At 51.6% G+C, this 12,569-nt stretch carries 11 protein-coding genes; 2 read left to right on the top strand and 9 right to left on the bottom strand.

What is annotated here, in order from left to right; all coding sequences use genetic code 11:
* The first annotated feature begins 74 nt into the window (after positions 1-74).
* Positions 75-581, top strand: coding sequence for a thiol peroxidase (gene tpx / locus N7268_RS20835; RefSeq protein ID WP_260864293.1), 507 nt, complete (start codon positions 75-77; stop codon positions 579-581).
* Positions 582-633: 52 nt separating this feature from the next.
* Here the strand turns inward: tpx and tyrR are convergent, their stop codons facing one another.
* The 4 genes from tyrR to pspE form a co-directional block, all read right to left on the bottom strand.
* Positions 634-2,178, bottom strand: a complete 1,545-nt coding sequence (gene tyrR / locus N7268_RS20830) for a transcriptional regulator TyrR (protein ID WP_260864292.1) — start codon at positions 2,176-2,178, stop codon at positions 634-636.
* 146 nt (positions 2,179-2,324) lie between these two features.
* Positions 2,325-3,386, bottom strand: coding sequence for a YcjF family protein (locus N7268_RS20825; protein WP_260864291.1), 1,062 nt, complete (start codon positions 3,384-3,386; stop codon positions 2,325-2,327).
* Positions 3,383-4,780: a YcjX family protein gene (locus N7268_RS20820; protein WP_260864290.1), complete on the bottom strand. Its 1,398-nt coding sequence runs from the start codon at positions 4,778-4,780 to the stop codon at positions 3,383-3,385. The genes N7268_RS20825 and N7268_RS20820 overlap by 4 nt, the downstream gene beginning before the upstream one ends.
* 141 nt (positions 4,781-4,921) lie before the next feature.
* Complete coding sequence (pspE, locus tag N7268_RS20815; protein WP_260864289.1) at positions 4,922-5,239, bottom strand: thiosulfate sulfurtransferase PspE; 318 nt, start codon at positions 5,237-5,239, stop codon at positions 4,922-4,924.
* Positions 5,240-5,468: 229 nt separating this feature from the next.
* Between pspE and N7268_RS20810 the strand changes: the two genes are divergently transcribed.
* Positions 5,469-6,479 (top strand): LacI family DNA-binding transcriptional regulator, encoded by a 1,011-nt coding sequence (locus tag N7268_RS20810; RefSeq protein ID WP_260864288.1) that lies wholly within the window; start codon positions 5,469-5,471, stop codon positions 6,477-6,479.
* 31 nt (positions 6,480-6,510) lie between these two features.
* Here the strand turns inward: N7268_RS20810 and N7268_RS20805 are convergent, their stop codons facing one another.
* From N7268_RS20805 to N7268_RS20785, 5 genes are all read right to left on the bottom strand, one after another.
* Positions 6,511-7,416, bottom strand: coding sequence for an OmpG family monomeric porin (locus tag N7268_RS20805; RefSeq protein ID WP_198904079.1), 906 nt, complete (start codon positions 7,414-7,416; stop codon positions 6,511-6,513).
* Between the two features lie 66 nt (positions 7,417-7,482).
* Complete coding sequence (locus tag N7268_RS20800) at positions 7,483-8,565, bottom strand: ABC transporter ATP-binding protein (RefSeq protein ID WP_260864287.1); 1,083 nt, start codon at positions 8,563-8,565, stop codon at positions 7,483-7,485.
* A 10-nt stretch (positions 8,566-8,575) separates the two neighbouring features.
* Entirely contained in the window at positions 8,576-9,244 is a 669-nt protein-coding gene (gene pgmB, locus N7268_RS20795; RefSeq protein ID WP_198904077.1) for a beta-phosphoglucomutase, read from the bottom strand.
* The gene (locus N7268_RS20790) at positions 9,241-11,517 is read right to left on the bottom strand and encodes a glycoside hydrolase family 65 protein (protein ID WP_260864286.1); all 2,277 of its coding nucleotides are present in this window, start codon (positions 11,515-11,517) and stop codon (positions 9,241-9,243) included. The genes pgmB and N7268_RS20790 overlap by 4 nt, the downstream gene beginning before the upstream one ends.
* The gene (locus tag N7268_RS20785) at positions 11,514-12,569 is read right to left on the bottom strand and encodes a Gfo/Idh/MocA family protein (protein WP_260864285.1); all 1,056 of its coding nucleotides are present in this window, start codon (positions 12,567-12,569) and stop codon (positions 11,514-11,516) included. The genes N7268_RS20790 and N7268_RS20785 overlap by 4 nt, the downstream gene beginning before the upstream one ends.

The following is a 12,569-nucleotide window of genomic DNA, read 5'->3' as shown; positions in this document are numbered from 1 at the left end:
TAGCGTTTGCTGTGTTAACTGTTGATGGCATAAACTAGCCCCGACGTTAACTATATGTAAACAGGAAGATAACCATGTCACAAACCGTTCATTTCCAGGGCAACCCGGTTGCAGTCGCCGGCTCTATTCCTCAGGCTGGAAGCAAAGCTCAGGCTTTTACCCTTGTGGCTAAAGACCTGTCTGACGTTACGCTGGGCCAGTTCGCAGGCAAGCGCAAAGTGCTGAATATTTTCCCAAGCATCGATACCGGCGTCTGTGCGGCATCGGTACGTAAGTTTAACCAACTGGCGACAGAAATCGACAACACCGTCGTACTGTGCATTTCCGCCGACCTGCCATTCGCCCACTCTCGTTTCTGCGGCGCGGAAGGTCTGAGCAACGTTATCACGCTGTCCACCCTGCGCAACGCTGAATTCCTGAAAAACTACGGCGTTGAAATCGCTGAAGGCCCACTGAAAGGCCTGGCTGCGCGTGCCGTGGTCGTTATTGATGAAAATGACAACATCATTCACAGCGAGCTGGTTAATGAAATTACCAACGAGCCAGACTACGCTGCAGCGCTGAACGTACTGAAAGCCTGATTCGCGTTAAAGACAAGAATGCCTCCGGATGGAGGCATTCTCATTTATCTTGCTACTCTTCGCTTTTTTTCTGTTGGCTCAGACCATACTCACGCAATTTATTGGCTATCGCGGTATGTGAAACGCCCAACCGTTTGGCCAGTTTGCGCGTGCTGGGATAATTCAGATACAGCTGCGTCAACACAGAACGTTCAAATCGGCTGGTAATTTCATCCAGCGACCCTTCCATGACCTCTTCTCCAACCGCGACCGTCGCCGCATCATAATCCGGCAACAGAATATCCTGCGGACGCAGTTCATACCCTTCCAGTTGGGTTAGCGCCCGGTAGATAGCATTTTTCAGCTGGCGTACGTTGCCCGGCCAACCGTAGCGGGTTAGCACAGTGCTGAGATCGGCAGAAAGTTTCGGCCGTGGCACGCCCTGTTCGTCAGCGAACCGCGCCACAAACAGCTCGGTAAGCGGCATAATGTCTTGCGGACAATCGCGCAGCGGCGGCAGGTTCAGGGTTAACACATTCAGCCGGTAATAGAGATCTTCACGGAAAAGTCCTTTCTGCACCAGCTCGACCAGGTTCTTCTGCGTCGCGCAAATCACGCGCACATCCACGTGAACCTCGTGATCTTCGCCAACGCGACGGAAGGTTCCGTCATTCAGAAAACGCAGCAATTTCGTCTGCATGCGCGGCGACATTTCGCCAATCTCATCCAACAGTACCGAGCCGCCATTGGCCTGCTCGAAAAAGCCTTTTTTACCTTCCGGCGCATGACCGAATAGCTCGCTCTCAACGGCATCTTCAGGAATCGACGCGCAGTTCAGCGCCAGATACGGTTTCGCCGCACGTGGGCTCGCAAGGTGGCAGGCATGTGCAAAGAGATCTTTACCCGTCCCGGTATTACCGGTAATCAGCAGCGGCGCACTCAGCATCGCTAACTTACGCGCCTGTTCGACGACGTGCTTCATTTTGGCGCTGACGGCGATAATCTGACTAAATGCGCTCAGATCCTGTGTGGTCATGTTTTGCAGCTGACGTCCCATACGGATGGTGGAGCGCAGCATCACCACCGCACCGGTCAGCATCTGTTCGTTGTCTTCGCCCTGCAAATGGACCGGCGTAATCTCCATCAGGAAATTTTGTCCGTTAATGACGACGTGTTCGCTATGGGAATCCTGCGGGTTACTTTCCAGCCATCGCTGAAAGTTAAATCCATTGATCAACTGCGCGGCCGTGTGGTTGCGCATGCGCTCCTGAGAGTGGGCAAAGAGCTGGCAACTCGCGGGGTTCGCCATCTCCACTTTGCTTTTCATGTCCAATGAGAGGACGGGTTCAGGCAGCGCTTCGAGCAGTGCGCTAAGCGCCAGATGCTCGCGTTCAGAAGGCATCCAGGGTACGGTTCGCACATCCGTAACCCCTGATATACGGCGGATTTCAGCCATCAGGCTGCTGAAGTTGGTGAACTCCAGTTCCGCAAAATTAAGGTAAATTCGCCCGATGGGATCAATCTCGATACCGCGTAAATCAATGCTTCGAAGCACCAGTAAATCGAGTAGTTCGCGAGTCAGACCAAGTCGGTCTTCACAAAAGACTTCCAGACGCATGGGAACCTTCACCTAAACAAGGGATCATGTGTTAGATGATAAGCCAGTATTTCGTTAGCAGGAAGGACTCTGTCAACAAATATTGACAGCACGCTGGAAAATTGGGCGCTGCGCCGTAAAGTTATACGATCAACGCCCAATTTTGCTTAACTTTCGCGCGGAGATGCGTTCTTTTGTAAGGTCTCTTTAACCTGGCCAATCAGCTGACGGCGGAAATCGCCAAGTCGGGGTTTATCATTGTCTATCCAGGGGAGCGGACGACATAACTCCATCGCTTTAATACCCAGGCGCGCTGTTAACAGCCCCGCGCCAATGCCTTGCGCGGCGCGGGTGGATAATCTGGCCGCCAGATCCTGCGACATCCAGTCCATACCCACTTCCCGAACCAGCTCACTGGCTCCGGCAAAGGCGATATTCAACAGCACCAGACGAAACAAACGTAAGCGACTGTAATACCCCAGTTCAATGCCATACAGCGTCGCAATGCGGTTAATCAAACGCAAATTTCGCCAGGCGATAAACGCCATATCCACCAGCGCCAGTGGACTGACGGCAATCATCAACGTAGATTCCGCCGCTGAACGGCTGATTTCGCGTCGTGCCTGCGCATCCAGCACCGGTTGCACCAGGTGGGCATACAGACTCACCACTTCCCGATCGTTTTGTGTTTCGTGAATTGAGGCATACCAGCGCTGTAGTGCCGGATGAGACTGATCGATTCCCGCCTGCTGCGCCAGCTTTTCACAAAAGGCACGCCCTTTTCCGTTACCGTGGCTATGCAGTAAATCTCGCGCTTCGTCGCGCTCATGCGCTCGCTGGCGTAAACGCCACAGGCGGCGCCATTCGGTCGCCACCGACCCCACACCCGCGCCGATAATCAGCGCCCCTGCTGCGCAGCCTCCCAGCGCGACCCAGTCCTGAGTCTGCCAGGCATTCATTGTCCACTGTACGCCCTGAGCAACGACGCTGACACCAAACAGCGCCAGCCCGCCCATCACCATTTTGCGCCACAGGCTGCGTTTGGGACGCAAAGCAGCATCAATGACGGCCTCCGCCTGCCCTTCGTCTTCCAGTGGTTCATCCACTGCCGCCGGAGAAAACGTCTGCGCCTGGGTTTCGTTAAACATCTGTTGCGCTTTAAATGGCGGATTCTTTTCCACCTCCAGCGGCCCTGAGAAATCGATACGCGGTTTTAACGGCTCGCTCATCGCAATTTATCTCCTATTAAAAACTCCAGCGCGGCGTCCAGACGAATATGGGGTAACGGTTTATCCACATCCATGACCTGCGGGCGAAACGCTTCAAACTGAAAACCCTGGCTATCCCAAAATGCCTGTCCAGGTAAACGCGCGGGGACTTCGCCGGGATACACGGTCAGCGGCGCGCCGTCACTCAGGCGATTCCCACGCAGTGCCGGGATCTTCTCCCCTTTTACATCAATCAGGCCGCTGGTGGTTGCCTGCACCGATGCCAGGCCCAGGCAATCCATACTGATGCCTTCAAACGCGGCGTTCTGCCACGCGTCCTGAATCAGTTGTTGCAGCAATGACACCATATTGGCGTGCTGATCGATCGTGACGTGATCGGCCTTGGTGGCGGCAAACAACAGCTTGTCGATAACCGGCGAGAAAAGCCGGCGAAACAGTGTGCGTTGGCCATAATGGAAACTTTGCATCAGTTGCGTTAATGCCAGTCGCATATCGTTAAAGGCCTGTGGCCCGCTATTGAGCGGTTGCAGACAATCGACCAGCACAATCTGGCGGTCAAAGCGCAGGAAGTGATTCTTATAAAATCCCTTCACCACTTTTTCACAGTAATAATTAAACCTGTCGCGTAGCATCCCGGCGTTGGTGTGTTTATCCGCTTGCGCCAGTTTAGATTCGCCATACGCATCAACATCAGGCCACGGGAAGAATTGCAGCGCGGGTGCGCCTGCCATATCGCCCGGCAGGACAAAACGTCCAGGCTGAATAAAGTGGAGCCCCTGTTGCTTACACTGGTGCAGATAATCCGTCCAGGCGGCGGCAATCTCCGCCAGACGATTTTCATCCGCAGGCGCTAATGGGTCTAATCCCTGGCTTAACTGCCGCCATTTCTCTGACCATTCCGCCCGTTGCCCCTGCAGCAATCCGGTCATTTGCCGCGACCAGCTCAGGTAATCCTGCGCCAGCATAGGAAGGTCAAGCAACCACTCGCCCGGATAATCCACGATTTCCAGATACAGCGTGGAGGTATCTTTAAAGTGACGCAGCAGTGAGTCATTGGATTTGTAACGCAGCGCCAGGCGAATTTCACTCACCCCCCGCGTTGGCGTAGGCCAGGTCGGTGGAGAGCCATACAACTGCGCCAGCCCTTCATCATAGGTAAAGCGTGGAATGCCAAAATCGCGCTGTGGAACCCGTTTAACGCCGAGCAAACGCTCTTCTCGCACCGCACTGAGCAGCGGCAAACGTGCCCCCGCATGAATATTAAGTAACTGGTTCACCATCGCGGTGATAAACGCCGTCTTACCGCTGCGGCTAAGCCCGGTGACAGCCAGACGCAGATGCCGGTCCACACCGCGATTCACCAGCGAATTGAGTTCATTTTTAAGTCGCTTCATCGCCATCCCGTTATGCTGAAGGAACCGAAGAAATTATAACAAACAGGAAGTAAAGATAGGGGGCAATTCTTATTTATCAACTACCTGAGGTGTATCAGGCGACATCATGTATGCCGCCTGTGACAGAAGGAACCGGGCGGATTATTTATTTTCTACTTTCGGAAGATTGATACTTTTGATGCCACCTTCGTTTGTCACCTGCGTGTAGCCCATCTCCGTCAGCATATCTTTCGCCTGTCCTGATTGCCGTCCTGAGTTGCAGTACAGCTTCACCGTGTCTGTTTTATCAGGCACTTCAGCTGCGATTTTCGCTTTGAGATCCTTCAAAGGAATGTTGACGGCGCCCTGGACATGCTCCTGCTGGTATTGATCAGGAACACGGACATCTATCCAATGCTCGGCCGCAAAAACCGGCATGCCGATGACCAACGCTAAAGCTAATACCCCTTTTTTCAACATATTTTCATCCTGGCTGGTTGCTGAATTGAAGAAAGACTATACGTCAGATCTTAAGAAAATATTGCGATCACATTATCATCATAGGTGCGAACTGAGCAGATTGTTCCCCTGACAATGTGCTCGTTCACAAAGCGCTTTAATTTTCTTGTCAGCATTCCGATATTGTTGTCATTCGCCACTTAACTCCATAATATGTGCCCCATTGACTCTCGGACGGAGCTTGGGATCGATGTCTCCTACCATTTATGATATTGCGCGAGTCGCGGGTGTATCAAAATCCACGGTATCGCGCGTGCTTAATAAGCAAACCAACATCTCGCCAGAAGCGCGAGAAAAAGTCCTGCGTGCAATTGATGAGTTAGAGTATCAACCGAATAAACTGGCTCGTGCACTTACCTCCTCCGGGTTTGATGCAATAATGGTGATCTCAACCCGTTCAGCAAAAACCACGGCAGGTAATCCATTTTTCTCAGAAGTTTTGCATGCGATTACTGCAAAAGCCGAGGAAGTGGGATTTGATGTCATATTACAGACATCACGAAGCACTGAAGATGATCTTCAGAAATGTGAAAGTAAAATTAAGCAAAAATTGATCAAAGGCATTATTATGCTGAGTTCGCCTGCGGATGAATCTTTTTTTGCGCGGTTGAATAAATACAACGTTCCCGTGGTGGTCATTGGTAAAGTTGAAGGTGACTACTCGAACGTCTATTCAGTCGATACGGATAATCTCCGCGACAGCATAACGCTGACAAACGCGCTCATCGACAGCGGTCATCACAATATCGCCTGCTTGCATGCGCCGCTTGATGTGCATGTTTCTATTGACCGTGTAAATGGTTATAAAGCCAGCCTGCAAGCACATAACATTGAAATACGCGACGAATGGATAGTTGATGGTGGATATACCCATGAAACAGCGCTACTCGCCTCGCGAAAATTACTCAGTCAACAGCCTTTACCCGATGCAGTATTTGCCACCGACAGCTTAAAATTAATGAGCTTATATCGTGTTGCAGCCGAAAAAGATATTAACATTCCGCAACAACTTGCCATTGTTGGCTACAGTAATGAATTATTGTCTTTTATGCTGACACCGGTTCCGGGGGGAATTGATGTTCCCACGCAGCAACTGGGGGAGCAAAGTTGTAATTTGCTCTTCAGTCTGATTGCGGGAGAAAAAGGACTTCAGGATATTACCGTAAAAACCCAAATATCGCTGGCTGAATCTCTGGTGTAAAAACTGGGGCATGATCATGCCCCAGCGCGTTTTAGAATGCGTAGTTAACGCCAATGCCTGCGTAATGGAACCGGTCACTCTCACCTTCGTCATGGTTTTCCCATTCATAGGCATATTCCAGCGACATCGATATTCCATTCTGGAAATCGTACGCGTACAGCAAGCCCAGACGGTTGAAGTCATGACCTTCGCGTTCCGTATCATCCTGCCAGTCCCAGTTAGACCAGCGGTCGAGACCGAGACGGGTGTATGGCGTCAAGGTGGTATTGCCAAATGACAGCGGTAAATAAGCACGGATTTCCTGCGTGGAAAACTCACCATTATTACGTGATTTATCGATATTAAAACCACGCTCAAGATAGTAATTTACCGTTAAGCCCACCGTTTCGTTAAAGGTATAATTCAAACCGGTTTCAGTTTCGACGCGACTGTCTGCATAACCGGTGGTACTTAAATCATTAACGAACTGGAACATCGCCAGCCAGCCACTAAAACGCAAATCGTCGGTAAGTTTAACGTCCCAGTCCGGTTGCACTTTCCAGCGCTGCATATTCGCGGTGTCTTTACCTTCTTCATTCACATAGTGATAGCCGTAATTACGAAAACCACCTGTTAAACCGAAATTAACATCATCACTTTCAAGAAACTGATAGCGAACTTCCAGTTCAGGACGGTCAAACCAGGTACCACGTTTACCTTCGCTGTAATCAACCGGCCCTTCCTGATAATATGCGATGGAGATTTTCCACGGGCCATTGGAAGCATTGAAATAAACAGACGGTTCGGCCAGTCCATCCATATCTTCGCCATAGCCTTCCACGTTTTCTACTTCATACATGGCTCCAATATTAAAATTCCAGTCTTTATTTTCAGCGGCCTGCGCGCAGGCCATTCCTGCGCACATCATTAGCGCAGTAGAGGACAGTAGGGTTTTCATTTTTATTCCTTGTTAAAATACTCTCAAAACGCACCAAACCTGGGGGATGGTTATCCCCCGGAATAATTATTGAATAGCAACTTCGGTTTCAGCATCAAAGAAATGGCATTTCGCCATATCAAAATGAATGGTGATATTTTCTCCTGCGTGATAATCATTCATTGCCCCGGCACGGACCACCAACTCATGCCCCCCAACAATGGTATAAAGCATAAATTCAGCGCCGGTTAATTCCGCTACGCTAATTTTTGCAGGTACACTATTTTCATTACAAGACTGCGGATGAATATCCTCAGGGCGAATACCCAGTGTTACCGCGTGATGTTCATAGCCCTGTGCTTTTAATACATTTAACTTATCTTGTGGAATCGTTAATTTCAGCGTTTCTGTAACAAACTTATCACCGTCAATCGCGCCGCGAATAAAATTCATCGCTGGTGAACCAATAAATCCGGCCACAAACATATTCGCCGGATGGTTATAAACTGTTTTCGGTGCGCCAACCTGTTGAATAATGCCATCCTTCATAATCACAATGCGCGTTGCCATTGTCATCGCTTCAGTTTGATCATGCGTCACATATATCATGGTGGTATTGAGTTTCTGATGCAGCTTACTGATTTCTGCTCGCATCTGAACACGCAATTTGGCATCGAGGTTGGATAAGGGTTCATCCATCAGGAAGACCCCGGCTTCACGCACGATCGCACGGCCAAGCGCCACACGCTGGCGCTGTCCGCCTGACAGCGCCCCCGGTTTACGCTTCAGGTACTCGCGAAGACCGAGAATTTGCGCCGCCCAGTTCACCCGCTCTTCGATAACAGCAGGTTCAATCTTCTGCATTTTCAGGCCAAACGCCATGTTGTCGTAGACGGTCATGTGCGGATACAACGCGTAGTTCTGAAAAACCATCGCAATGTTGCGCGATTTCGCGGGCACATCGTTCATCCGCTTGCCGTCAATCAGCAGGTCGCCGCCGCTGATCTCTTCCAGACCGGCGATCATACGCAGCGTAGTGGATTTACCGCAGCCGGATGGGCCTACAAAAACGATGAACTCTTTGTCTTCAATTTCCAGATTAAAGTCTTTAACGACATGCACCTGGTTATCGTAGATTTTTTGAATATGTTGCAACGAAAGCTGTGCCATGTTGAATCCTTTACTTGTCGTTTTGCCAGAAAGCCGATAAGCACGGCCACGTCAGAAATTCGGTTGAAGGAAGTTGCAGATTGGCCCCGTTCAGCCCTGCGCCAATACCAACGGAAAGCATGCCGCAAGCATTGATAGCATCAATGCCCGCCTGCGCATCTTCTATGCCAATACAATGTTGCGGGTCAACACCAAGACCGGCACAGGCAGCCAGAAAAATCTCCGGATCCGGTTTTGAGCGGCTGATCAGCGCCGCATCCGCACAAAAATCAAAATAAGCACGAATATCGAGCGCCTGCAAAATGGCTGGCGCATTGAGCGACACGGAAGCCAGCCCCACCGGAATATGTTCTTCACGCAAGGTGACCAGCAGTTCGCGGATCCCGGGTAATACCGAATCGGCCGTCAATTGACGCAAAGAGTGGACATACAGTCGGTTTTTTTGCTCGGCCAATTGCGCACACGCCTCGGCACCGAATTCCCCTGCTTTGCCGCCATGTTGCAAAATACGTTGCAGCGATTCCCCGCGGCTAATCCCTTTCAGGCTGTCATTGAATTGTTCATCAATCACAATCCCTATTTCATTGGCAATCTGTTGCCAGGCCAGAAAATGCAGATGCGCGGTATCGGTGATCACCCCATCTAAATCAAAAATGATGGCCTGCGGTTTGCTGTTCATTCATCGCCCCTTTCTGTGGTAGCGGTCCCAATTTTAGATGTCATAAAGCTGCCGTAACGGACAACAGACGCCCCCTGTACACAGACGTTTGTGCCATTAACCCAGAGGTTAATCTGCGCCGTACTGGTAATATGGATTTCGGTCGCATTGAGGGTGATCTGCAGGTCAATGCCCTGCCATCGCAGCGGAAACGTCAGCGTCTGCCAGTGTTCAGGTAATGCCGGATCCAGATGCAACTCACCGTGGCGTACACTGACGCCCGCAAATCCCTGAATGGCACCCAGCCAGATAGCGCCCGTCGCCGCGGCATGAATACCATCATCACAGCTGTGCGGATCATCCCCGAGATCGATCTGCGCCCCTTCGCGCCAGAAACGGTAGCCCTGTGCTGAATCCCCACAACGCGCGGCGACAATGCCGTGGATCGCTTTACTCAGCGAGGAGTCATGGATGGTTCGTGGCTCATAGAAACGCAGGTTCGCGAGGCACGTCTGCGGGCTAAATTGCTCCGGTAGCATGTAAGTCAGCATCACCACATCAGCCTGCTTGAGAATTTGCATCTCGTTGACTTCTGCACGAGAGTAATCCAGCAGAATGGTCTGCTTACCCGCTTTAACTTTGTATTTCGACAGGTCGATCGCCGGCTTGCTCAGGAACGTATCATCCTGAGGCAAAACACCGTCCTGCTGTACTTCCGGTCGCCAGAGATGTTGTAAAAAATGCTCGGCGCGATGAATAAACGTTTCATCACTGCAGCCCAGTTGGCGGGCAAAATGCAGCGCCTGCTCCACGTTGTACCCGGCCATATAGTTGGTAAACGCATTGTTATTAACGTGCTCGGTATATTCATCCGGGCCAATAACATCGTGGATTTCTAGGCGTTTGTTTACCATGACCGCCCGACTGATCCAGAACTTTGCTGTTTCCAGCAGCAGCGCCATGCCTTCGCGGGACATAAATTGCATATCACCGGTAGCGTGCCAGTAATTGATCACCGCCCAGGCGATATCCGCCACCAGGTGATGTTCAGCCTGCGCGGAGGCCACTTTCTGACGCAGCCCGGTGCGGATGTTGATCGCCGCAAACTCAGGCGTTTCCTCTTCACCACTACGTGCGCTCTCCCACGGGAATAGCGCGCCCTGCCAGCCGTTGCGGCGGGCTTTTTCGCGCGCGCCCGGCAAATTATGCCAGCGGTAGCGAAGTAAACTTCTGGCGGTCTTCGGCTCCGTGAACAAATGAAACGGTAACAGGAAAACTTCGGTATCCCAGAAAATGTGACCTTTGTACCCTTCTCCCGTTAACCCTTTTGCCGCGATACTGCTGCGCTCGTCGTGCTCAGGTGTCATCACCCGCAGATGATAAAGGGCGAAATCCAACGCACGCTGATCGGCCTCGTCAGAACTGCTTACCTGTACACGGCGCCCCTGCCACCACTCTTGCCAGTTGGCCGTGGACTCAGCCAGCAGTGCGTCATAGCCCTGCTGCACGCAAGCCTCAAGGTGGCGCAGTGACTGGCGTCCCCAGGTCTCATAGGAGGTGTGGAGCTCCGTTGTCCAGTCGATCCAACTCATTTTCGTCAGCGTGACTCGCTGCCCGGCCTTTGCCTGAACACTATTATGTTGCAGCAGACGACGCTCTTTTGCGGTAAAGCAACGCTGTGCGTCACCGTCTACGCCGCAATATGAAGAGATCGCAATATCGCTGCGATTGTCCTGAGTGGTGTAAATGCCTTGCAGCAAATGCTGGCCAAATACCCGCACCTGGGTCTCATCCAGATGCTGGCGACCGTGGTTGGTCATGGTGGCATCAATCCCGGTGGAAATGACAATGCTGGCATCAGCATCCAGTGGCGTAATGGTCACTTCCATGGCAAACAGCGGCAGTTTTTGCGCAGAAGCAAAGCGCCGACTCTCAATGGTGAAACGCGCACCGCCTGGGGCTCGCCAGGTCAACGTACGACGTAATTCACCGCTGGCAAAATCCAGTTCACGTTGCCAGTGCTCAATGGCACCGCTGGTCAGCGAGAAAATTTCGCCATTCAGCGTGATCTCCACGCCGACGATATCTGGCAGATTAACCAGTTCATTAATTTCGCCTTTTCCCGCCCGGTGATAAAGCCCGGCAAGGTACATACCACGAGTCTGTAAGGTATAGGCCTCTTCGTGGCTGGCGCGAATCCCCATATACCCGTTGCCGAGGGTCATGAGTGACGCGTATTTATTCAGACTGTGTGGGCTAAAAGTCGGTTCGGTTAGCATTACTGGTTTAATCATAATTCCACACACATTCCTGTTTCTGCCGACTCGTAAAGTGCCGCCACCAATTGTTGAAGTACGACGCCCTGTTCGGCGTCAGCAATAGTGACAGGGTCACCTTTAACGTGATTAACAAATGCCTCCATACTGCGATAATGGCGGTTATCATCAGCCTTATCGCGCTGCAGCAGCATCTCAAGCTCACCCTTGTTGTCAGTGTAAATCTGAGCCGGAAACAACGTTGCCCCTGCTTTATCACCGCAAAAATTCACGTTCATCACGGATTGTTCAGGGATGTTAAGCGCAAAGGATGTTTCCAGGCGCAGGATACCGCCGTTATGAAACTCAATCGTACCGAACAGAGAATCTTCAACCGTATAGGTCGTCGGATCCCATTCACCAAACTGGCCGTTGTTCTTATGTGTGCCAATTTTCTGAAAACTGTGTGCATTGACGCGCTTTACCGCCGGGAACCCCAGCACATACATTGCGGCATCAAGCATATGAATGCCGATATCAATTAACGGTCCACCGCCCTGCAGTGCCTTATTGGTAAAAACGCCCCAGCCAGGTACGCCACAGCGGCGAAGCGCACGGGCATTGGTGACATAGATTTCACCCAGTACGCCTGCCATCACCTGCTCACGCAGAATTTGTGTATCCAGCGCGAAACGATGATGAAAATCATAAGCCAGCACTTTTCCCATCCGACGCGCGGTTTTACACATCTCCAGCGCTTCATCAGGTGTCATCGCCGGTGGCTTTTCGCACATCACATGGCAGCCTGCTTTCAGCGCCTGCATTGTGTGTTCGTAATGGAAGCGGTTGGGCGAGCAGACGCTGACGATATCCGGTTTTACCGCACTCAGCATCGCCGCAACGTCGTCCCAAACCTCGGTCATGCCGTATTTTTCTGCCATCGCCTGAGCCTGAGACAGGCGGCTGTCACAGACAGCCACCAGTTCCAGATCCTCGCGAGTGCAGTAGTACGAAGCGTGAACTTTATCCGCTACCTGCCCGGCGCCAATAATGGCGACGCGCAGCGAAGAGCTTGTCATTGCACTTTTCAC

Source organism: Citrobacter sp. Marseille-Q6884 (assembly GCF_945906775.1).
Taxonomy (GTDB): Bacteria; Pseudomonadota; Gammaproteobacteria; order Enterobacterales; family Enterobacteriaceae; genus Citrobacter.
The sequence above is the reverse complement of the archived record's forward strand: the minus strand, read 5'-3'. Positions and strand labels throughout refer to the sequence as shown.

Coding starts and splice junctions, on each gene's coding strand:
- tpx (WP_260864293.1), top strand. CDS start 75: ATGTCACAAACCGTTCATTTCCAGGGCAACCCGGTTGCAGTCGCCGGC.
- tyrR (WP_260864292.1), bottom strand. CDS start 2,178: ATGCGTCTGGAAGTCTTTTGTGAAGACCGACTTGGTCTGACTCGCGAA.
- N7268_RS20825 (WP_260864291.1), bottom strand. CDS start 3,386: ATGAGCGAGCCGTTAAAACCGCGTATCGATTTCTCAGGGCCGCTGGAG.
- N7268_RS20820 (WP_260864290.1), bottom strand. CDS start 4,780: ATGAAGCGACTTAAAAATGAACTCAATTCGCTGGTGAATCGCGGTGTG.
- pspE (WP_260864289.1), bottom strand. CDS start 5,239: ATGTTGAAAAAAGGGGTATTAGCTTTAGCGTTGGTCATCGGCATGCCG.
- N7268_RS20810 (WP_260864288.1), top strand. CDS start 5,469: ATGTCTCCTACCATTTATGATATTGCGCGAGTCGCGGGTGTATCAAAA.
- N7268_RS20805 (WP_198904079.1), bottom strand. CDS start 7,416: ATGAAAACCCTACTGTCCTCTACTGCGCTAATGATGTGCGCAGGAATG.
- N7268_RS20800 (WP_260864287.1), bottom strand. CDS start 8,565: ATGGCACAGCTTTCGTTGCAACATATTCAAAAAATCTACGATAACCAG.
- pgmB (WP_198904077.1), bottom strand. CDS start 9,244: ATGAACAGCAAACCGCAGGCCATCATTTTTGATTTAGATGGGGTGATC.
- N7268_RS20790 (WP_260864286.1), bottom strand. CDS start 11,517: ATGATTAAACCAGTAATGCTAACCGAACCGACTTTTAGCCCACACAGT.